Origin of the sequence: Actinokineospora guangxiensis (assembly GCF_042657845.1) — a bacterium.
Lineage (GTDB): Bacteria > Actinomycetota > Actinomycetes > Mycobacteriales > Pseudonocardiaceae > Actinokineospora > Actinokineospora guangxiensis.
In genome coordinates this window covers 365,571-385,447 of record NZ_JBHSKF010000006.1, presented here as the reverse complement: position 1 = coordinate 385,447, position 19,877 = coordinate 365,571, and the positions used below count along the sequence as shown (strand labels likewise).

Genomic DNA, 19,877 nt, shown 5'->3' with positions numbered 1-19,877 from the left:
TCTTCCAACCGCAGGTCCACCCAGGCTCCGAATGGGCGATCCCGGTGCACGACACCGATCACGAGCTCATCAGGAGCCTGGGTGCGACCCCCCGGCTGCCGCACTGGCAGCCGGTGCGGGTCAACCTGCTGAGCACGCAGGACGACGGGCAGAAACGGACCCGTGCCGACCTCCCGTGGCTGGGCGAGCACGTCCTCGTGCTCCGCCCGGCCGCGGTGTCGACCCTGACCCCACTGCTAGAGGAGTGGGGCGAGTTCCTCCCCCTGTCCTGCCCCACCGCAGACCTGACCCTCTACCATGCCCTGACCGAAATCGACGCCCTCGACGAAGAGGCCTCCGAGATCATCCGCTTCGACGACGGCACCGTGCTGGCCGTGGACTCCTACGCCTTCCGCCCGGAGAAGATCACGGCCCCGGTCTTCACCGTCCCCCAACTTCCGCACGGCCCCCTCTTCGTCTCCGAGGACATCGCCGCCGCGGCAGCCGACCTGCACGGAACCGACTTCACTGCGGTGTTCTAGGGCGGGCTGGTCGTCTGCCCTTCCACCGGAGTCATCTCGCTCTCACTCGGAGCAACCCACCGGGGATGGTGACACTCCCGCTTCTCCGGTTCTTTGAGAGCAAGCCGGTCTTGTGGATCGCGCTTGGGCGAGTGGCGATGCTCGTAGCGGGTGAGGTGACCAACATCCACAGTGACGGCTCATACTGCGTTGAGCCGCGCCTGCTGGCTGCATGGCAGGCATCGCTGACCTGACCGACAACGCGTCATGGCTTGAGCGTGCTGGTTGGACGTCTACCTGCCCGAGGCCGCAGTGACCGAGCGGTTGAACGAGTGGATCGGAGGATTGTTGGCACCGGCGAACCGGGATGCCACTGTGCGCGCGCTACTGGCAACGGAAGAGACGACAGCGCAGGCCGAGAATCTCGATCCGGTGCGGCGGCGACTTGCTGACGTGACCACGCGCTTGCAAGCGGCGATCGAGGCAGGTGCCAACCCGGGGGAATCAACCGGGCCCAGGAAGAGAAGGACGCTGCAGAGGCGGAGTTGAGGCGTGCTCCGGTGGGCCGGTCATTCGGCCAGGCTGAGATCGATGCGATGGTCGACTATCTCGGGGATGTCGGTCGAAAGCTCCACCGGGCGGACCCGGCGACGCTACAGGAGATGTACGAGGAGATTGACCTTGAGATGGTCTACAACGCCGAAGGGCGGACGGTCGATGTGACCATCCGCCCTGTGCGTAGGGTTAGTGCCGGTGTCCGAGGCCCGAGTTGAACTCTCCGCCCAACCCCTCTACCAGCAGGTTTGCTTCGAGGTAGGCGCGTAGAACGTCCGTTGGGCCCGCACACGGTGCGGGCCCAACCTCTATCTGGGCGCAGTTGGGTGGCTCAAGTAGCGGCTTTCTCTTTCGCTACTTTGCTGGGTTGGTTTCCCTGTATCTGAATGATTTTTGCTGCTCGCGGCCGTGGAAGCTGCATAGGCGCAGCTACCCCGATCCGGCGGGCGACCCGCGTGTGACGTTCTCCCGGGTCCCTTTTCGGGGTTGCGGCATTCGCGAGCTACCGCTCACCATGTCGGTTGCCCCAGGCATTACGGATCCGGGGTCGCCGTGGGCAGAGGCCGTCATAGTGAAACAGGCACTCGTTGACATGGTCATGGTCCGCTGGCTCGGGCTGTTTGCTCCTGTCCGAGGTCTTGTTGCGGTCCCGGCCGGCCGATCGGGGCTCTCCGGCCCACCGCGGCCTACAGCGTGTTCCCACGCACGCAGAACTCGCTGAACGTCGTTCAACATCCGCTCTTGCCAAGTTGCGCGTCACTCGAACGTTCTCATCTGCCGACGAGCGGATGCCGCCGGTAGAGAGATCGCGGGCATCACCACCACGCTGCTGCGCAACGGCTACGACCTCTGCGCCTTCCGCATCACCGCCCAGGCGGGCGGCGAACCCCGACCGACCTCTGCGCACGCTGACGGTCGGCTCGTAGTCCAGAGGGCCGCCGTCGGACACATGGACGCGGACGGCGGCGTCGACCGCGAATCCCCGGCCGCTGACCCGCACTGGCCTGCCGGCGAGCATCGAAGTCACCGCGTCGTACTTTCATGGAGGTGGTGCGGCTGGTTCTTTGCGAAACCACTGCGACGTGCTCGCGTTCCGCAGTTGGCGGATAGAGCTGTCAACATGGAACGAGTGTTGAAGGGATTCGCCACGATAGGACTGCTGGCCGTCGCTGGGTGCGGTGACGGGCCGCGACCGAACGACGACCTGGGCACGCTCGGGGACAACGGCCGATCAGGGCAGGTGCAGGTGCTCAACGTTCACTTGCAGCCGCCCGCTGACGACCGCTACGCCTCTGGAGATGACGTCGTCGTCCGCTTCACCATGGTCAACAACGACGATGAGGTCGATCGACTGACCGGGGTGAGCGCTGTCGACGCGCAAGAGGCGGTTCTGCACTGGGACGTGGGCTGCGACGGCACTGCCGAGCCGGTCTCGGAGACCCCGCTGCCAGGCTGCACCACGGGCTTCGATGTCGGCCCGCCGGAAGAAGGACGTCACCAGCCCTGCTACGTCACCTTCCGCCACATTACCGAGCTCACCACCGCGGGCACGACGACCGACATGACCTTCACCTTCGCTGAGTCGGGCGAGATCAGCGTCGAGGCCATGGTCGCCATCGATCGCCCCCGCCCACGACCTTCGAGTACGCCTGCGACGTGCGACCGTGACAGGGCGAGCACCCAAGTGCCGCGGGTGCTCGCGACGTTGTGCTGACGGAGCAAGACGCGCATGTCTACGGAAACTTGGCCCGCCTGGGGGTCTGGTTCGCCTCGGGCCACCGCACGCTGTCCGCGTGGTGGCTCAGCCGTCACCGGCGTACCGGCAGCATGGCGTCCAGGAGTTCGGTCAGCGGCACCGAGAACACGCCGATGGACGCGTCAGCGATGCCGTGCGGGATCACGACGTTGCCCGCGTGCAGCAGGCCACCGCAGGAGTAGACGACGTTGGGCACGTAGCCGTCGCGTTCGGCCGGGTCGGAGGTGAGCAGCGGTCTGGGCAGCGCGGCCAGCACGCGGTCGGGGTGATCGATGTCGAGCAGCATGGCGCCCATCGAGTACACCCGCATCGGGCCGACACCGTGGGTCAGCACGAGCCAGCCCCGCGGGGTTTCCAACGGCGAGCCGCAGTTGCCGACTTGGACGAGCTCCCAGTCCGCGGCGGGGGCGTGCACCGGCACGGGCGACCCCCACACCCCGAGGTCCTCGGAGGTGGCGAGGAAGGTGCGCTCGCCGTCGCCGCGGGTCAGCGCCGCGTAGCGCCCGCCGATCCGCCGGGGGAACAGCGCCATGCCCTTGTTGCGCGCGGCCACTCCCGCGGTGGGGGAGAAGTGGAAGGTGCGAAAGTCATCGGTCTGCACCAGGTGCGGCGCGGCGTTGGAGCCGTCGTAGGCGGTGTAGGTCGCGTAGTAGGTGCTGGTGCCGCTGTCGGTGAAGCGGACGAACCGCGCGTCCTCGATGCCCTGCCGCTCAGCCGGTGCGCTCGGCCACAGGACCCGTTCGCCGAGCGCGGTGCCCTCGGCGAACTCCGAGGTGTAGGCGCAGGCGGCGATCCAGCGGATCAGCTCGACGGTGCGGTGGGTTTCCCGGCGGGCGAGCAGCCCGGGGTGCAGGCCCGCGAGCAGGCTCTCCAACTCGTCATCGGTGAAGCGCTCAGGCAGGTAGCGGTTCAGCACGGCCGAGACCTCGTCGTCGTCGCCCAGGTCGGTGAGCTTGCCGGTGAAGGTGCTCTTGTGGTGGACCGCCGGGCGCCGATCGCCGGTGACCGCCAGGGGCGGTGCCGGGTCCACCGCGACGGCGCCGTCCGCGTCGAGCGTCGCCGTGCGGAAGCCCACCGACGACTGGTGCCCCTCCCCGATCCCGCGCACGCTCATCACGGCGCGCAGGGAACCGGGCGGGACCCCGGACTGGTCGGGGGCCGGGACCATCGACGGGTTGCAGAGCGCGGCGCCCTCCACCGCGTACTCGTGGGTGAAGTAGGCGCCGATCAACTGCTCGCGGTCCTCGGAGAGCCCGGTCCCGTCCGCCACGCGGTGGCCGACGCTGGCGTAGTGCTCGGCGAAGACGCGGCGCAGGTTCCGGTGCCTGCCCGCGAAGCTCCGCACGGTGGCGGCCAGCGCGGTGCCGACGGTCGCCTCGTCGAGGGCCAAGACCCGATTGATCACCGCGGCCGAGCGGGAGTCGTGCTCCGGGCGCTCCTCTCCGGGGATGAACATCCTGGCGATGACCCGGCTCGGGTCGGGGCGCAACCGCGCCGCCGACCGCCGAAGTGCCGGGCTCACCGGCTGCTCCCCACCGGGAGGCGCGCGTGCTGCAAGGTGGAGATGAGCGCCAGCGTCGACTCCGCGCCCTGGTTGCGGCTGCACCCGTCGCGCTCCAGGCCGTCGCGCCCGCCTCCGGTCTCCGGGTCCAGCAGCGGGAGCCCGAGGTCGTTGTCGCCGTGGAACCACGCCACGGCGCGGTAGGTGTGCGTCGACCACTCCCGGTCGTCGGTGACCTGCTCGGCGCGGGTGCACGCGTCGGCCAGCGCCGCGACCTCGATGGGCTGCTGGGCGAACGCCGGGCGCGGCTCGCCGGGACCCCACCCGCCCGCCGCGGTCGGCGAGAGCCGCACGGCGCTGGTCTCGACGTCGAGCAGCCAGCGCAGCAGCCGCAGGCCGTCGTCGCGGACGCTCTCGTCGTGCAGCAGGTGACCCGCGGCGATGAGCACCTCGGGCAGGACGGCGTTGGCGTAGAAGAGCCGCTTCTCCGGCCACGGCCACCCCTGGTCTGGTCGCGGCCGTCCTACCGCCGCGGCGGCGTCGGCCAGCAGCGCGGCGGCCTGGCGGTGGCCGGGGACGGCCCGCACGACCTCGGCGGCGCCGAGCGCGGCGAAAGCCATCGCGCGGACCGACGTCGACCGCCTGAGCGCACCGGAGTCGAAGCAGGCCAGTGCCGCGGCCCGCAGCCACGGGCGGGGGCCGCGCGCCGCCGCGGTGCCCAACCCCCACAGGGCGCGGCCCCACCAGTCACCGGTGCCGGGCTCGTCGCGCCACCGGCGGTCGGCGCCTAGCCTGTTGTGGAAGCGACCGTCGGCGGCCTGGGCGTGCGCGGTGAAAGCCAGGTACCTCTCGGCCGCTTCGACCTTCCGCTCGTCCGGTGCGGGCTCGCGGCACAGCACGACCAGGCCGCGGGCGACGTCGTCCAGGCAGTAGCCGTGCTCGCGCAGCGGCAGCGGACCCCGGGCGTGTTCGAACAGCCCGGTGTCATCGCTGAGGCGGTACAGGTGGGCGAAACTCGGGCCGCTCATGCCGGGACCCCCGTCCGGGCGGCGACGACGTCGCAGGCCAGACTGTGGTAGCTCGCGGCCACCGCGGGCCAGCCGGTTCCCGCCGCCGCGGCGGTCGCGCGGTCGGCCAGCTCGCCCGCCAGCCCCGGCTCGGTCAGCACCCGGCGCAGTGCCGAGGCGATGGCCGCCGCGTCGTGCCGGGGCACCAGCAGCCCGACGCCGTCGGCCAGCAGCTCGGCCGCGTGCGGGAACGCCGTCGCCACGACCGGGCGGCCCGCCGCCAACGCCTCGGCCAAGACGCCGGAGGTCACCTGCTCGGTCGAGTCGTAGGGGAGCAGCACGACGTCCGCCCGTGACACCAACGAGGCCAGCGCACCGGCGCTCAGGTAGCCCGACGAGAACTCGACCAGGTTGGCCACGCCCTCGGCGGCGGCGCGCTCGCGCAGCCCCCTGCGGTACGCCTCGCCGTCGCGCGCCAGCACTTTGGGGTGCGTTTGCCCGGCGACCAGGTAGCGGGGTCGCAGGTCGCGGAGCTCGCGCAGCGCCGATATGCCCCACTCGATCCCCTTGCCGGGGCTCAACAGCCCCCAGGTGAGCACGAGAGGGCGCCTGCCGCCGCGGGCGATTCGATCGGAGCGGTCGGTGAGCACAGCGCCGTGCGGGATGACGACCACCGACTCCGGTCTGCGCACCGCGTAGCCCGCGAGGAGCCGCTGCTGAGCGGACAGGGACAGGGTGACGACGGCGGCGGCGCGGTCGACCACCTGTTCCAGCACCTCGCGCTGATGGGGGGTGGGTGCGGTCAGAACCGTGTGCAGCACCACGACCACCGGCACGCGTACGCGGTCGAGCACCGCGAGCACGTCGTCGCCGTCCTGTCCGGAGTAGATGCCGTACTCGTGCTGGACCACGATGACGTCGCAGCGGTCGAGCACCGCCGCGGCGGCCCTGGCCCCGCCGGGTTCCATCTCGTGGGCGACGCCGCGGCGTCCGCCCGCGCCCATCCGGGGCTCGGTGTCGCCGAGCACGCGCACGACGCGCGAGCGGCTGTCCGGCGCGCTCGCGGCGATGTGGTGGTTCAGCGCGGCCGCGAAGGTGGCCAGGCCGCATTGGGTGGGCGGGTAGGTGCTCAAGTGGCCGTAGGCCAGGGCCATCGGGGGCCTCTCGGGGAGTGTTCGGTGACGCGCGCCCGAGTCGGGCGGCGCGACGGGGAGTGCTCATCACCGGGCGTGGGCGGCCGGCGGAGCCGGATCAGATGTCGGCGTAGGTCGGGGGCTGGTGCCCCTCAGGCGCCGTCCTGTCGAAGTCGGCCTTGCGCAGTCGGAAGACCTGGAGGTCGATGCCGAAGTACTTGCTGGTCTCACCGACCCAGTGCATGCCGTTGCGTCGCACCGCCGCGGAGGAGGTGTTGCCGGGCCGCACGACGGCGAACACCTCGGAGTGGCCGCGCTCGAACGCCAGCGAGGCGAGGGTGAACGCGCAGTCTTCCTCGTGGCCCTGCCCCCACACCCCGGGGTGCAGCTGCCAGCCGATCTCCCAGTCCTCGTCGCCGGGGGGCAGCGGCAGCAGCACCGCGCCGCCGACGACCCGGCCGTCGGCGACGCGGTACACAGCCCACCGCCCGCCGTTCGCGGTGATCCGGGTGCTCTCGGCGATCCACTGCTGCAGCAGCAGCCGCATGGCGGCCACGCCGGGAACGCGGTCCATGTCCGGGATCAGCCACCGCACGACCTCGGGGTGGCTGTAGACCGAGAGCGCGGCCGCCGCGTCGTCCACATGCCACTCCCGCAGCGCGAGCCGGTCCGGGCGCGGGGTCATCTCGTGGTCCACTTGTCCACCGCGCGCCGCAGCGCGGAGACGATCTCCCGCAGCGCGCTCTCGTGTGGGAGCAGCACGGTGCGTCCGCGCCGCGTCATCTGACTGCGAGGCTTCCGCCGTCGGCTTCCCAGCGCTGCCTCGCCTGACTGGCGCGCGGGATCTGCAGGCCGTTGCCCGTGAGGATCTCCTCGGCGGAGTCGGTGGACTCCGGGCGCGCGGCGGAGCGCAGCAGCGCCCGGGCGACGCCGCCCGGGGTGCTGTGGGGCACCAGCAACAAGGTCACCCTCCGCGCGTCGGCACCGATCACCACGATCGTGTCCCGCGTCATGGAGTGAAAGCCCTCCAGGCGGATCAACCGCCCGTCCGAGGTGAGCTTGCGCCGCGTCGTCGGCCAACCGTCGAGGTGGTAAGAGATGCGGCTGACCGCACCGACCTGCTCCCGCAGCGATCCCGCCAGTGCGGGCGCCTCGGCTGCCAGGTCGTCGGAGGCGGGCCACCACCCGCCGTCCAGCTGCCCGCGGGTGGACCCGCGGGGCTTCATCGCCACTCGTGATCGTGCGGTGCTGGGCTGGTCCGAGGTCATCTCGGGCACTCCCGCCTCCGAACGCCCGCGGGCGCCGGGGTAGCCAACTCGCCGAGGGCGGCAACCGTGAATCGGGAATGCTCGATCGCCTCCGGTATCCGCAGTGTACGCTGCCGCGTCCGCCCGTGGTGGCGGTGAACGATGTTCATCCTCAGTGGACTCGGGTTGGGCGGGCGGTCCCGCCGCGGGGGCGTAGTGTCGAACCATGGATCCCGGTGGACAGTGCCGGGACAAGGACGTGGAGGCATCCTCCCGGTGACCTCTCCGCTCGACGACCGAGAGGCCGCACCATGTCGCAGAACCCGTTGCCGCAGAACCCGTTGCCGCAGAGCCCGTTGCCGCAGAGCCCGTTGCCACAGAACCCGTCGCCGCAGACCCCGCTGCCGCAGAACCCCTTGCCGCAGAACCCCTTGCCCGCCGGGGACATCCCGACGGCCGAGGACGTGGCGGACGGGTGCCGAGCCTGCCCCCACCCCCTCGCCGACCACGACGCCGTCGCGCTCCGCTTCTGCGCGGCGATGGCGGCGGGCGGCAGCACGCGGCGGTGCCTGTGCTCGGCGAGCACCGGCGGGATGACCTACTCCAACTCGACCAGGGGGCCGATCAGCGGCGGCGACGAGCGGCCGAGGAACTGAGCCCACCCCGCTCACCACGGGGATCGCGTGGTCCAGGTGAGGCGGTTGCGGCCCTCGGCGCACCGGTCCTGGCGCGCCGCGCGCGGGTTCTCGGCGCACTCGCGCAGCCGCGTCACCAGCCGGGAGCGGCCGAGCGTCGCCAGGCCGTCGTCCGCCACGACCACGGTGAACCCGCCTGCGCCGTAGTTCACGGTCAGGTTGACCGACTGGGCGTGGGAGACCGTCGCCAGCGCGTCGCGCACCACTGTGACCACCTCGTCCGCGAGGTGGCCGGGCGCGCTGTTGACGTTCCCCTCGATGGACGCGCGGATGTGCAGACCGGTGGTCAGCTCACCCGCGTCCACAGTGGAGAGCAGGCGCAGTGACAGCGGGACGGGGTGCGTGCGCGAGGCGGGGCCCGTCGAGAGGAGTTCCCGGACGCGCGTGATGATCGCCGAGGTCGAGTCGAGGTAGCGGGTCAGGCGCTCGCGCTGCACCGGCGACGCCGTCGTGGCGATGATCCCCTGCAGCCCGAGGCCGACGGTGAACAGGTCCCCGATCACGTGGTCGGCCGCCTCGGCGATCGCCTCCTCGGTCCCGCGCTCGGCGGTCCCCCGGCGGAGCGCGCCCGAGCCCACGGCTTCGAGGGCGGGCGCGGTGTGCGTCGCGAAGTGCCCCAGCTCGTCCAGGTCCGCCGGGGTGAACGGTCGTCCGCCCTCGGCCCGGCCGACCACGAGGGCGCCGATCACCCTGTCGTGGCGCAGCACCGGGACGGCGGCCACGGGCCCGAGCGTGCGGGCGTCCGGGTACTCGGCTGCCAGCAGCGGTTTCCCGGAGCCGATCACCCGGCCCGCGACGCTGCCTGCCGTGTCCGGACAGGTGCCGACCAGGGTGGGTTCCACGGCCCCCCACGCCGCCCGCACCGCCAGCAGCCCGGGGGCGACGAGCAGGGTCAGCGTGCCGTAGTCCGCGCAGGCGGCCCGAGCGGCGTGGCGCGCCACGTGCTCCAGCGGGCGCTGCCCGTTGCCGCTCAGCACACCGGTGCTCGCGGAGGCCGCCGCCAGCGCCCAGCGCTCGCGCCGCGCGGACTCCCTCGCCATCCCGACCGCCAGTGCCAGCGCGTCGGCGAGCACGGACTCCGTCGTCACCGCCGCCGCGCCGCCCTCGGCGCGGAACCGGACCGCCCGGTGCAGCAGCGCCTCGGCGTCGGGCTCGGAGCCGTGCCCGGCCTCGGGCAGCGGTGTCGCGGTCTCGCCGAGCAGCCCGCCCTCGGCGGTCGAGTCGCGGTACCTGCTCGCGGCGTCGGCGAGCACGGAGCGCCAGAGGGCGCCACCGGTGTCGGAATCGTAGCCGTCGGCCGCGTCTGCGGACCGGAACGCGTCCGGCATGGAGGACTCCCGTCGATCGTGCGTCGGCGGGGTCCGGGCCAACGTCAGCAGAGCTGAATCTGAGGTATGACTGTAGCGCGTCCCGGCGCGGGCAGTACCGCGAAACGGGTGTCCTGCCCGGTCACACGACGCGCCCGCGGCGACCGCGGCCGGGCGTGCTCGTGGCGAAGCGGAACTCCACCGCGGTGGGCAGGTCGTCCAGCTCTAGGGCGCCGCGCAGGCGGGGCAGCGCCCGGGAGACGAGCATTCCCCTGACCTCGCCGGGGTCGCAGGTCCGCTCGACGACGAGCGACAGGACCAGCAGGACGCCGGGCGGGTCGCCGCGCAGATCCCCGCCCGCGGACCGGACACCGGGGAAGCCGCGGAGCTCCTCGAGCAGCGGGGCCAGAGCCGTCGCGGTCGTCAGGTGCGTGCGCCCGTGCTCCGACCACGAGCCGACCGGCCACGTCCGGCTCCTCGGCCCGCGCGGCACCTGCGCTGCCAGCCACCCCAGCGCCAGCAGCCCCACGACCACCGCGGCCGCCGCCACGACCGACCACACCCAGGTCGGCGGCAGCCCCGTTCCCGCGACCAGCCCTTCGCCGGCCCGCGGCCGCGGAAGCACGCCGAAGCGGGCGCAGACGACGAATGCCCCCGCGGCCAGGAGGAGGAACCCGAGCAGGCCGAGGACGGTGCGGTTGAGCACACCCACGGGGTTCACCGCGCGGCCCTGTCGCGGCGAACGCGGACGCGCACAGCGGGCTCGATCGCCAGTCCCCAGCGGCCGAGGCGGCCTTCGACCGCGGCGTGCACAGCCGTGCCCAGCTCGCCCGAGCCGCTCCGGCGGGTGCGCACCGAGGCCAGCACGTCGCCAGTCCCGGCGCGGACCCTGGCCTTCGACACCCCGTCGACCCCGCGCGCTGCGTCGCGCAGATCAGCTCGGTAGCCGCGGCGGCGAATCCAGCACCGCACCCCGTCTCCGCTGTCGCGCAGCGGCACGACGGGAGAGGAACCGGGCAGCGCCGCCGCCGCCAAGAGCACCACGCCGAGAACCGCGGCCACCGCACCCACCAGGGTGGGCACCGCGCTGTCCCACGCGGTCGCGCGCAGAGTCGAGGCGATGTCGCGGTAGGCGTCCGCGGGTACGTCGCCGAGCGCCGCGCGCAGAGCGACCACGGCGGTAAGAACGCAGACGACGAGCACGACCAGCGCCGTGAGCGCCGCGGCGAGTCGTCTGCGGGAGCGGGTCACCCGGCGCTCCGCGTGCGCAGCGCGGACACCGTGATGTCAACCTGGGTCACCGTCAGCCCGGTGAGGTCTCCCACGCGGCGGATGAGGTGGCTCCGCACGGCGTCCACCGTCGCCCGCACCGGCAGCGGGTAGTCGATCGAGGCGCGCACCCGCAGCGCCGCGGCCGGTCCGCGGACCGTGGCCGCGGCGCCGGAGCCGCGGCCGGGCGGCTCCCCGGCGCCGTGGACCTCGGTGGCCGCGCGGGCGGCGATGCGCGCCACGGCGGTCTCGCTGATCGCGAGGGTCCCGCGCTCGGCGGGGTCGAGGCTCACAGCCCGCCGCCGCGGGCGCGGCGGGCGCGACCGGTGAGCGCGGCGAGGTCGAGCCTGCCGTCCACGGCGGCTCCGACGAGGAGCCCGAGCGCGCCGAGCACGAGCACGATGGCGAAGGCGCCGAACCCGCCGAACGCGGCGGCGAACCCGAGCGCGAGACCGGTGACGAGGCCTCCGCCGGAGGCCGTCACGACGTCCTCGCCGGGAACCGGATGCGCAAGGCGTCCACCGCGCGGTTCTGCCCGGTCTCCCCGATCGGGGTCTCGCCGACCACCAGGCCGCTCTGGGTCGGGTCCAGGCAGACGTCGCCGACCCAGACGTCCACCGCCACCGGGGCCACCGCGGCGCGCACGGCGGCCGCCACCTCGGCGACCGGCACGGGATAGCGGGCCACGACGCCGATGGTGACGTCGTCGTCGCGGACCCGCACGCCGAGAACACGGCGGCCGGGCAGCAGGGTGGTGATCTCGCCGTACCTGCCGCTGTGCAGGCCCGCCACCTGCGGAAGCGCGGCCACCAGGGCGGCCAAGGCGACCGGGTCTGCCACCGTCATCGGACGCGGCCCGATTCGGCGGTGCCGTCGTCGGCGTCGTCGGCGCCGGGGATGTGCACGTCCGTGACGGCGATGTTCACCTCGACGACCTCCAGCCCGGTCATCCGCTCGACCGCGCCGACGACGTTGCGCCGCACGGACCGGGCCAGGTCGGCGATCGGCACCCCGTACTCGACGAGGATCTGCAGATCGATGGCCGTCTGCCGCTCGCCGACCTCGACCGACACGCCTTGGCCCGCCGAGGCCGTGGCGCCGGGGATGCGCTCGCGGAGCGCGCCGAAGGCCCGCGACGCGCCGCCGCCGAGGGCGTGCACTCCCGCCACCTCACGCGTCGCCAGACCCGCCACCTTCTGCACGACGGTGTCGGCGATCGTCGTGGCGCCCAGAGACCCGCCGTGCGCCGACGCTCCCCGGGAGTCGGCCGCCGACGTGCCCGCGCTCCTCTCGATCCCCGTCCTGTCGGCTCGGGGGTTGTCGGTCATGGCGCTACCGGTCATGGCGCTGTCGGGCTTGGCGTTGTCCGGCTTGGCATTGTCGATGTGACTGGTCACTCGGGTCTCCTCAGGTGTCGGGCCCGCGCGGGAATCCCGCGCGCGGCGCCGACGACATCGGTGGATGACGGCAGAGCGCGTGCCCGGCCCGCGGGTTCTCGCGCGCACCGGGGTCTCGGGCGACCGTCTTGTCGGGGATTCCCGCGGCCGGGTGGGTCAAACCGCCTGAGGCGTGGGGATGCGGTGTCGGGGGTGCGGTACAGTTCGCGGTGATCGACCTTGTGCGTGGGCCTTGTCCCCGCTGCGTTCAGGGATTACTTGCGTGGCGCGGCGGAGGTGTTGTGCGGTCCATGTCGTCAGCCCCCAGTCGGTGACCGACCCCCGCGGTGACGCCGTCGAGCAGGTCAGGGCATCCGTGGTCGGCGGGATGTCGGCGGGCGGCACCGGGGTCGAGGCCCTGGAGCGGATCTGCCGGGCCTGCGTCGACCTGCTGCCCATCGATGGCGTGTCCGTGTCGGTGATGACCGGGACCTCGGGGCGGGAGAGCCTCTACGCCAGCGACGAGGTGGCCGCCCGGATCGAGGCGCTGCAGTTCAGCCTCGGCGAGGGGCCCTGCTTCCAGGCGTTCGACGCGCGGCGGCCGGTCCTGGTCCCCGACCTGCGGCACTCCAGCACGGCGGCGTGGCCGGTGTTCGCCGCGGAGATCGCCGCGGAACCGGTCGGCGCCCTGTTCGGTTTCCCGTTGCTCAGCGGTGCCATCAGCATCGGCGCGCTGGACATGTACCGTCGCACGTCCGGTTGGCTGACCGCCACGGAGGTGGGCATCGCCCTGCGGTTGGTCGACATCGCCACGGTGGTGCTGCTCGGTCTGCGCCTCGGGGACAAGGACGGGCCGTGGTCCGACACGCCGATGCGCAGCGCCACGGTGCACCAGGCGACGGGCATGCTGATCGCCGAGTTCGGGGTGCCCGCCGAGCACGCGCTAGCCCGGCTGCGCGGGTACGCCTATTCCGTGGGACGCCTGGTCGACGACGTGGCCGACGACGTGGTGAACCGCAGGCTCAGCCCCGCCGACCTCGGCCCGCCGTGACCGGTCGTCCGGTCCGCGTGCCCTGAGAGTTCTACGCTGAGACGAGCAAAGAGAGGAACGCGTCCGTGGAGGAGATACTGGCGTCCGAGCGCGAGGCGCGGCTGGTGGGCGCGTTCGTCCAGATGGCCGACACCTTGGTCGACGACTACGACGTCGTCGACCTTCTGCACCAGCTCGTCGGCTACTGCGTCAGCCTGCTCGACGCCGTCGCGGCCGGGTTGCTGCTCTCCGACCAGCGCGGTGGGCTCCAGGTGATCGCGTCCTCGACCGAGGAGACCCGGCTGCTGGAGCTGTTCCAGATCCAGACCAACGAAGGCCCCTGCCTGGACTGCCTCGCCACCGGCGAGCCGGTGTCCGTCCCGGACCTGGCCGCCTCCGCCGACCGCTGGCCGCGGTTCGCCGAGCGGGCGCTCGACCACGGCTTCGCCGCCGTGCACGCCATCCCGCTGAGGCTGCGGCGGGACACCATCGGCGCCCTCAACCTGTTCAACAGCGAGCCGAGGCCCATGCGCGAGCAGGACACCCAGGTCGTGCGCGCGCTGGCCGACACCGCCACGATCGGCATCCTCCAAGAGCGCGCCATCCACCGCGGCGAGGTCCTCACCGAGCAGCTGCAGACCGCGCTCAACAGCCGCGTGCTCATCGAGCAGGCCAAGGGCGTGCTCGCCCACGCGGGCGGGGTCGACATGGACCAGGCGTTCCAAGCGCTGCGCGCGCACGGGCGCAGTCACAACGCCCGACTCGCCGATGTCGCCCGCCAGATCGTCGACCTCACCCTGGACCCCCACCTGATCCTCACCCCCGGGCGCACACCACCGCGGGTGAGGTGAACCGCTCCCGCCGAGCGGTGGGTTTGCCGCGGCCGCGCCGCGGGAATCGCTTGTCGTGACGCCCATGACCCCGGCGCGACAACCCATCAGCTGCCGGGAGGCCGAATGTCGACGCTCTCCTCTCCTGCCGAGACCGGTCGGACTGGGGATTTCACCGAGCTGGTCCGGCTCGTCCGGGGCTCGGGTCTGCTGGCCCGCCGCCACCGCTACTACGCGGTGCGGATCGGGCTGAACCTGGCGGCGTTCGCCGCGGGCTGGGTGGCGTTCGCGCTGATCGGGGATTCGTGGTGGCAGTTGGCGGTGGCGGCGTTCCTGGCGGTGATGGGCGCGCAGTTGGCGTTCATCGGCCATGACGCCGGTCACCGCCAGATCTTCCGGTCGCACCGGGCGAACGACGCGGTGGGCTATCTGCACGGTGGTCTGGTGGGTATCAGCTACCAGTGGTGGATGGGCAAGCATGTTCGTCACCACGCGAACCCCAACCACGAAGAGGATGACCCCGACGTGGACATCCCGCTGCTGGCCTTCTTCGCCGCGCAGGCGGGCACGAAGAGCGGGTTCGTGCGGTGGACGACCAAGCACCAGGCGTTCCTGTTCTTCCCGCTGCTGCTCCTGGAGGGCTGAACCTGCACTGGGCGGGTATCGCGGCGGCGAGGAACGGGGAGGTCAAGTCCCCGCGCCGGGAGGTGGCGGTGATCGCCCTGCACATCGCCGTGTACCTGGCGGCGGTGTTCCTCGTGCTCTCGCCCGCGGTCGCCGTCGCGTTCATCGCCGTGCACCAAGGTTTGTGGGGTGTCTACATGGGATGTTCGTTCGCGCCGAACCACAAGGGGATGCCGACGGTGGCGGCGGGCACCAAGCTCGACTTCTTCGCCAAGCAGGTGATGACGAGCCGCAACGTGCGCGGCGGGCGGGTGGTGGACTTCGCGCTGGGCGGGTTGAACTACCAGATCGAGCACCACCTGTTCCCCAGCATGCCGCGCCCGAACCTGCGCCGCGCCCAGTCCATCGTGCAGGAGTTCTGCGCCAGGAACGGTGTCGACTACGCGCAGAGCGGCTTCTTCGCGTCCATGGCCGCGGTGCTGCGCCACCTGCACGCGGTCGGGGCGCCACTGCGCAACAGCTGATCAACAGCTGACCGGCGCCCGCGGGCAGCGACCGCCGGCTGTGTTCGCGGCGAAACCGCCTCGGTGACGTAGGCTGGCCCCTGATGAGCGCAAACCGCTCGTGACTGCACGTCCGCTGTCTTCCTGCGGGCCGACGAGGGGCGGAATGGCCGAAGCGATCGTCTACCCCGGCGGGGTGATGGCCGACGGGCTCCCCACGGCGCTCGTCGGTCCCGCCCGGCTCGCGGCGGTGCACGCGACCGGCCTGCTCGACACCGGACCGGAGGAGGCGTTCGACGACCTGGCGCAGCTGGCCTCCGTCGTGACCGGGTGCGGGCGGGCGTTCATCACGCTGGTGGACGGCAGGCGCTCGTTCTGGAAGTCCTGCGTCGGCATCGACTTCGGTGACGCCGCCGACCCGGCTGACCCGGCCAACCGCCAGGGCCCGGTGCGGGAGAGCTTCTGCTACTTCATCGTCGGGCTGGAAGGCCAGCCCTTCGTCGTGGAGGACGCCGTGCGCGACCCGCGCACCCGGGAGCACCCTCGGTGGAGCCGATGGCGATAGGGGCGTGGGCGGGCTACCCCGTGCTCGGCCCCGGCGGCGAGGTGCTGGGCAGCATGTGCGTGGTCGACGACCGGCCGCGCCGCTGGGAGCCCGCTGAGCTCAAAGCCCTGGAGACCCTCGCCAGGGCGGTCGGCAACGAGGTGAACCTGCGGCACTCGCTGTCGGTCTCCCGCAAAGCGCAGGCGGCGTCGGCCGACCTCGCCCGCAGCCTCCAGGAGAGCCTGCTGCCACCCCGGCTGACCCCGCTGCCGGGGCTGGAGGCCGCGGCCTCCTACCTGCCCGCGGGCGGCGACACCGTCGTCGGCGACTTCTTCGACCTGTTTCCGCGCGTCGGGCCAGTGGTGGGCCACCGTGATCGGCGACGTGTGCGGGCACGGCATCGAGGCGGCGAAGATCACCGCGCTGGCCCGCTACACCGCCCGCGCCGAGGGCACCCAGCACAGCTCACCGGCCACCGTGCTCGGCAGGCTGAACGGAGCGCTGCTCGACCAGCACCCCGGGAGCACCCGCTTCCTCACGGCCGCCTACGCCACCTTCCGGGCGACGAACCGGGGCGTCGCGGGCAGGCTGTGCCTGGCGGGCCACCCGCACCAGCTGATCCTGCGCGCCGATGGCGGCGTCGAGCCCGCGGGCCGCCCCGGCAGCCTCCTCGGGGTCTTCCCCGACGTGACCCTGGTCGACGTGCGGTTCCGCCTCGCCCCCGGCGACGCCCTGCTCCTCTTCACCGACGGCGCCACCGAGGCCCGCCCGCCCGAGCCCGTCGACGGCCACCGCCCCATGCTGGGCGAGGACGGCCTGGCCCGCGTCCTCGCCGCCTGCGCGGGCATGACGGCCGAGGAGATCGTCGTCCGCCTCGCCGAGCACAACCACAAGCAGCCCACCGACGACACCGCCCTGCTCGTCCTGCGCGTTCCCGCCGCACCCACCACCTGAGGCGATCCGACCGGACGGTTCACCGGCCGCCGCGCGCCCGGACGCCGCGCGTGACGGGAGTGGACGCCTGTGTGACTTTCGCACGAGTTCGCCGCCGGTGGGTTGGCCTCGGGCGCGGTGGGTATCCCGGCAGCACGATGGACAACCCGGACCTCGGGCGCGGTGGCAGGAGCGAGGCCACGCCGCCGCGCCCCCTCTTCCCGCCGCCTGGTGCGCCGGGTCCGCCAGATCAGCAGGAGCTGACAGTGCGGCTGCTCGCCGACCGCGACGCCCCCACGCGAGGGCGGCACGCGCTTCGCGGGTGGCTGAGCGCGCGGCACGTACCTGGTCAGACGGTGGAAGACGTGGTGCTGGTCGGAACCGAACTCGTCGCCAACGCCGTGGACCACGCCTACGGTGACGGTGGACCAGGCCCGGTCGCGCTGACCGCCCGCGCGTGGGACGGCTGGCTGTCGCTGACCGTCTCCGACGTCGGGAGGTGGCGACCGCCGCCCGCCGACCGCGGAGCGCGCGGGCACGGGCTGCGCATGGTGGACGCCCTGGCCAAGTACGTCGTCATCGACCACTCCGGCATCGGAACCCAGGTCACAGCTCTCTTCCACTCTCCCTGAGCGGGTCCGACCCGGGGGCGCGGCGGTGGTCGTGACCGCCCGGGACGGTCCGGCGCAGGGCGTCGGCGAGCCATTCGAGGTCGGCGGTGGCGTCGGGGGCCGAGCGGCCGCCGCGGACGCGGGCGACCAGGACGCGGTAGTGCTCGGCGCGCGCGGCCAGTCCCGCCTCCAGACCGGCGAGCACGGCCGCGCGGTCGTGCTGCCCGAAGAGGTCGGTCAGCAGGTCGGCCGCCGCGGGGCTGTCCGGCCCGGCGCCGCGTCGCCGCGCGTCGGCGACCTGGGTGACGATGTGGCGGGCCCACCAGATCGACGCCGCCGGGTGCGCTGGTTCCCCGGGGCGGGGGGCGGTGAGCTCCAGCATGGCGCGCATCCGCGTGCGGAAGTCCTCGTCCTGGACGAGGTCCGCCAGCTCGATCCAGGCGTCGACCTGGTCCGGGGTGGGGTCCTCGGGCAGGTCGATGGCGAGGTCGCGCAGGCGGTCGCGCACCCGGGGTTGGAGGTCCAGCGGGCCGAACACCTCCTCCTTGAACTCCTCGATCACGCGGGCGCGCTCGGTGGCCGAAAGCCTGGCGAGCCGGTTCATCACGGTTGTCTCCTCAGCGGTCGAACCTCGTCGGGATACCGTGGACAGCACCGCGCGGCTCACCTTGAGCGCTCTGATCCTGGCGTCGAGCGCGGCCACATGCGCGTCGGCGACCTGGGCGAGCGTGGTGCGCCCGGCGAGCACGTGGCCCACCTCGTCCAGGCCGAACCCGAGTTCCCGCAGCGCGCGGATCAGCTCGACGCGCGCGACGGCGTCCACGCCGTAGCGCCGGTAGCCCGCGGGGGAGCGGTCGGCGGGGGTCAGCGTGCCGTCGTCGGACCAGAAGCGCAGCGTGCGCACCGGCACGCCGGTCCGCCGCGCGAGCTGGCCGATGGTGAGCAGTTCGTCGTCCACGCACCCCATCCTGAACTCTCCAGCGGGTGGAGACTCAACCCCGATCGATCCGGACAAGCGCCCGTTCGGATATGACGCACGGCACACGGTGTTGCGAACCTTTCGCGGGCGCCGGTCGTCTTGCCGGTTGTGAACGAGGAACAGATGGTGCGCGCGATCGCCCGAGGCGACCGCGGCGCTTTCGAGGACCTCTACCGGTGCACGTCGCCGTGGCTGGCCGTGCGACTGCGCAGGCGGTGCTCCGACGACGAGATCGTCGCCGAGGTCATGCAGGAGACCTACCTGGCCGTCTGGCGTGCCGCGGGCTCCTTCGCCGGAGCCGCCGTGGACGGCAGCGCCGTCGGGTGGCTGTGGACGATCGCGGCCCGGCGGCTCGTCGACGCCTTCCGGCGGAGGGCGAGGTCCCAGCAGCCGCTTCCCCGGGCCGGGACCTGGCCCGCCGCCGAGGAGGAGGTGCTCTCGGGCACCTTCGACGACGAGGTGGGCGGGGCGTTGCGCACCCTCGCGCCGGAGTTGCGCGCGGTGCTGCAGGCGATGGTCCTGGACGGGCTGAGCGTCCGCGAGACCTCCGTCCTGCTCGGTGTGCCGGAGGGGACGGTCAAGACCCGCGCCAGGCGGGCGAGGATCGCGATGCGGGAGGCACTGTCATGACCGAACACGTCCCGGCCGACCTGGTCGGCCGCTACGCCCGGGGCGCGGATCTGCCCGCTGACCTGCTGTGGGCGCTCGAAGCGCACCTGGAGTCCTGCGCGGCCTGCAGGGTCCACCTGAGCGGCGCCGTGCCCGCGCCGCTGTCCACTGTGATCGATTCGGTGTGGACCGCCCTGGACCAGGCCACCGTCGGCGGAGCCGTTCTCGGCGCGGCCGACCCCGAGCGGCGGCCGACCCCGAGCGGCGTCCGGCCGTGGCGGGTCGCGGGCGGCGGCGCTTCACCAGCCGGGTGATGCCCTCGCTGCTGCCCTGGGCGGCGATGATGTCGCTCGTGGTGCTCGCGGCGCTGCTGCTGGACCTGCTCGCCCCCGACGGCTCCGCCCCCTCAGCGTTGCTGCTCCTCGCGCCGATCGTTCCGGTGCTCGGTGTGGGGATCGCGTGGTCGCGCCTCATGGACCCGGCGCACGACCTGGTCGCCTCGACGCCGCGGGCGGGCCTGGAGATGGTGTTGCGGCGGACCCTGGCCGTGCTGTCGGTGGTCATGCCCGCCCTGTTCGCCTGCGGCTGGGTGATCGGCGCGTCACCGGCGTACTGGCTCCTGCCCTGCCTGGCCGTGACCGCCGTGGCACTCGCCCTGTCCAGTGTGGTGGGTGTGCGCCCGGCGGCCCTCGCCACCGTCCTGGCGTGGGCGGGGCTGGTGATCGGTCCCGCCGCGCTGACCGGGGTGTCGCCGGCGGTCCTGACCCCGGCGGCGGCACCGGTGTGGGCGGCGACCCTGGCCGCGGGCGTCGCGGCCGTGCTGCTGCGGTCCGCGCGGTACGCGCGAAGCTGAACAAACTCTGGAGGA

Annotated in this window: 24 protein-coding genes and 2 pseudogenes; 13 read left to right on the top strand and 13 right to left on the bottom strand. The window is 72.9% G+C overall.

Annotated elements, in window-relative coordinates; genetic code table 11:
* Nucleotides 1-44: 44 nt before the first annotated feature.
* Nucleotides 45-521 carry a hypothetical protein gene (locus ACFPM7_RS15935; RefSeq protein ID WP_378248391.1) on the top strand — a complete coding sequence of 159 codons (477 nt, stop codon included), beginning with the start codon at nt 45-47 and terminating at the stop codon, nt 519-521.
* 1,663 nt (nt 522-2,184) lie between these two features.
* Nucleotides 2,185-2,769, top strand: a complete 585-nt coding sequence (locus tag ACFPM7_RS15930; RefSeq protein ID WP_378248390.1) for a copper chaperone PCu(A)C domain-containing protein — start codon at nt 2,185-2,187, stop codon at nt 2,767-2,769.
* 94 nt (nt 2,770-2,863) lie between these two features.
* Here the strand turns inward: ACFPM7_RS15930 and ACFPM7_RS15925 are convergent, their stop codons facing one another.
* From ACFPM7_RS15925 to ACFPM7_RS15905, 5 genes are all read right to left on the bottom strand, one after another.
* Nucleotides 2,864-4,333 carry a glycoside hydrolase family 130 protein gene (locus ACFPM7_RS15925; protein WP_378248389.1) on the bottom strand — a complete coding sequence of 490 codons (1,470 nt, stop codon included), beginning with the start codon at nt 4,331-4,333 and terminating at the stop codon, nt 2,864-2,866.
* Nucleotides 4,330-5,340, bottom strand: a complete 1,011-nt coding sequence (locus ACFPM7_RS15920; protein WP_378248388.1) for a hypothetical protein — start codon at nt 5,338-5,340, stop codon at nt 4,330-4,332. The genes ACFPM7_RS15925 and ACFPM7_RS15920 overlap by 4 nt, the downstream gene beginning before the upstream one ends.
* A complete protein-coding gene (locus ACFPM7_RS15915; protein WP_378248387.1) occupies nt 5,337-6,473 on the bottom strand; it encodes a glycosyltransferase in 1,137 nt (378 codons plus the stop codon). Before ACFPM7_RS15915 ends, ACFPM7_RS15920 begins: the two co-directional genes overlap by 4 nt.
* 97 nt (nt 6,474-6,570) lie before the next feature.
* Nucleotides 6,571-7,149, bottom strand: coding sequence for a GNAT family N-acetyltransferase (locus ACFPM7_RS15910; protein WP_378248386.1), 579 nt, complete (start codon nt 7,147-7,149; stop codon nt 6,571-6,573).
* Nucleotides 7,150-7,231: 82 nt separating this feature from the next.
* Nucleotides 7,232-7,678 (bottom strand): DUF5994 family protein, encoded by a 447-nt coding sequence (locus ACFPM7_RS15905; protein ID WP_378248385.1) that lies wholly within the window; start codon nt 7,676-7,678, stop codon nt 7,232-7,234.
* Between the two features lie 332 nt (nt 7,679-8,010).
* Here ACFPM7_RS15905 and ACFPM7_RS15900 point away from each other — a divergent pair, with 332 nt between their 5' ends.
* Nucleotides 8,011-8,355 (top strand): RGCVC family protein, encoded by a 345-nt coding sequence (locus ACFPM7_RS15900; protein ID WP_378248384.1) that lies wholly within the window; start codon nt 8,011-8,013, stop codon nt 8,353-8,355.
* 11 nt (nt 8,356-8,366) lie between these two features.
* Here ACFPM7_RS15900 and ACFPM7_RS15895 read toward each other — a convergent pair whose 3' ends face one another.
* The 7 genes from ACFPM7_RS15895 to ACFPM7_RS15865 form a co-directional block, all read right to left on the bottom strand.
* A complete protein-coding gene (locus ACFPM7_RS15895; protein WP_378248383.1) occupies nt 8,367-9,722 on the bottom strand; it encodes a GAF domain-containing protein in 1,356 nt (451 codons plus the stop codon).
* Between the two features lie 121 nt (nt 9,723-9,843).
* Nucleotides 9,844-10,413, bottom strand: a complete 570-nt coding sequence (locus tag ACFPM7_RS15890) for an alkaline shock response membrane anchor protein AmaP (RefSeq protein WP_378248382.1) — start codon at nt 10,411-10,413, stop codon at nt 9,844-9,846.
* 5 nt (nt 10,414-10,418) lie between these two features.
* Nucleotides 10,419-10,952, bottom strand: a complete 534-nt coding sequence (locus tag ACFPM7_RS15885; protein ID WP_378248381.1) for a DUF6286 domain-containing protein — start codon at nt 10,950-10,952, stop codon at nt 10,419-10,421.
* The gene (locus ACFPM7_RS15880) at nt 10,949-11,263 is read right to left on the bottom strand and encodes an Asp23/Gls24 family envelope stress response protein (RefSeq protein WP_378248380.1); all 315 of its coding nucleotides are present in this window, start codon (nt 11,261-11,263) and stop codon (nt 10,949-10,951) included. The genes ACFPM7_RS15885 and ACFPM7_RS15880 overlap by 4 nt, the downstream gene beginning before the upstream one ends.
* On the bottom strand, nt 11,260-11,454 hold the full coding sequence (locus ACFPM7_RS15875; protein WP_378248379.1) for a hypothetical protein: 195 nt from the start codon (nt 11,452-11,454) through the stop codon (nt 11,260-11,262). The genes ACFPM7_RS15880 and ACFPM7_RS15875 overlap by 4 nt, the downstream gene beginning before the upstream one ends.
* Entirely contained in the window at nt 11,451-11,816 is a 366-nt protein-coding gene (locus ACFPM7_RS15870) for a hypothetical protein (RefSeq protein WP_378248378.1), read from the bottom strand. The genes ACFPM7_RS15875 and ACFPM7_RS15870 overlap by 4 nt, the downstream gene beginning before the upstream one ends.
* Nucleotides 11,813-12,313, bottom strand: a complete 501-nt coding sequence (locus ACFPM7_RS15865; RefSeq protein WP_378248406.1) for an Asp23/Gls24 family envelope stress response protein — start codon at nt 12,311-12,313, stop codon at nt 11,813-11,815. Before ACFPM7_RS15865 ends, ACFPM7_RS15870 begins: the two co-directional genes overlap by 4 nt.
* A 364-nt stretch (nt 12,314-12,677) precedes the next feature.
* Between ACFPM7_RS15865 and ACFPM7_RS15860 the strand changes: the two genes are divergently transcribed.
* The 7 genes and pseudogenes from ACFPM7_RS15860 to ACFPM7_RS15830 all read left to right on the top strand — a co-directional run bounded on the left by ACFPM7_RS15860 (nt 12,678) and on the right by ACFPM7_RS15830 (nt 17,442).
* On the top strand, nt 12,678-13,397 hold the full coding sequence (locus ACFPM7_RS15860) for a GAF domain-containing protein (protein ID WP_378248377.1): 720 nt from the start codon (nt 12,678-12,680) through the stop codon (nt 13,395-13,397).
* 65 nt (nt 13,398-13,462) lie between these two features.
* Nucleotides 13,463-14,227 carry a GAF and ANTAR domain-containing protein gene (locus ACFPM7_RS15855; protein ID WP_378248376.1) on the top strand — a complete coding sequence of 255 codons (765 nt, stop codon included), beginning with the start codon at nt 13,463-13,465 and terminating at the stop codon, nt 14,225-14,227.
* Nucleotides 14,228-14,332: 105 nt separating this feature from the next.
* Nucleotides 14,333-15,354 (top strand): annotated as a pseudogene (locus tag ACFPM7_RS15850) (fatty acid desaturase family protein).
* A gap of 145 nt (nt 15,355-15,499) precedes the next feature.
* The gene (locus ACFPM7_RS15845) at nt 15,500-15,898 is read left to right on the top strand and encodes a hypothetical protein (protein WP_378248375.1); all 399 of its coding nucleotides are present in this window, start codon (nt 15,500-15,502) and stop codon (nt 15,896-15,898) included.
* Nucleotides 15,889-15,978: pseudogene (locus ACFPM7_RS15840) on the top strand (hypothetical protein); the annotation flags it as partial. The gene ACFPM7_RS15845 and the pseudogene ACFPM7_RS15840, both read left to right, overlap by 10 nt.
* A gap of 271 nt (nt 15,979-16,249) precedes the next feature.
* Nucleotides 16,250-16,831, top strand: a complete 582-nt coding sequence (locus tag ACFPM7_RS15835; protein ID WP_378248374.1) for a PP2C family protein-serine/threonine phosphatase — start codon at nt 16,250-16,252, stop codon at nt 16,829-16,831.
* Between the two features lie 137 nt (nt 16,832-16,968).
* Nucleotides 16,969-17,442, top strand: coding sequence for an ATP-binding protein (locus ACFPM7_RS15830; protein ID WP_378248405.1), 474 nt, complete (start codon nt 16,969-16,971; stop codon nt 17,440-17,442).
* On the opposite strand, the gene ACFPM7_RS15825 is transcribed toward ACFPM7_RS15830, so the two are convergent.
* Nucleotides 17,417-18,379, bottom strand: coding sequence for a helix-turn-helix domain-containing protein (locus ACFPM7_RS15825; protein ID WP_378248373.1), 963 nt, complete (start codon nt 18,377-18,379; stop codon nt 17,417-17,419). The genes ACFPM7_RS15830 and ACFPM7_RS15825 overlap by 26 nt on opposite strands.
* A gap of 144 nt (nt 18,380-18,523) precedes the next feature.
* Between ACFPM7_RS15825 and ACFPM7_RS15820 the strand changes: the two genes are divergently transcribed.
* From ACFPM7_RS15820 to ACFPM7_RS15810, 3 genes are read left to right on the top strand one after another with little or no spacing between them, the layout of a single operon-like run.
* Nucleotides 18,524-19,030 carry an RNA polymerase sigma factor gene (locus ACFPM7_RS15820; RefSeq protein WP_378248404.1) on the top strand — a complete coding sequence of 169 codons (507 nt, stop codon included), beginning with the start codon at nt 18,524-18,526 and terminating at the stop codon, nt 19,028-19,030.
* On the top strand, nt 19,027-19,323 hold the full coding sequence (locus tag ACFPM7_RS15815; RefSeq protein ID WP_378248372.1) for a zf-HC2 domain-containing protein: 297 nt from the start codon (nt 19,027-19,029) through the stop codon (nt 19,321-19,323). The genes ACFPM7_RS15820 and ACFPM7_RS15815 overlap by 4 nt, the downstream gene beginning before the upstream one ends.
* Nucleotides 19,323-19,862, top strand: coding sequence for a hypothetical protein (locus tag ACFPM7_RS15810; RefSeq protein ID WP_378248371.1), 540 nt, complete (start codon nt 19,323-19,325; stop codon nt 19,860-19,862). Before ACFPM7_RS15815 ends, ACFPM7_RS15810 begins: the two co-directional genes overlap by 1 nt.
* Nucleotides 19,863-19,877: the final 15 nt, after the last annotated feature.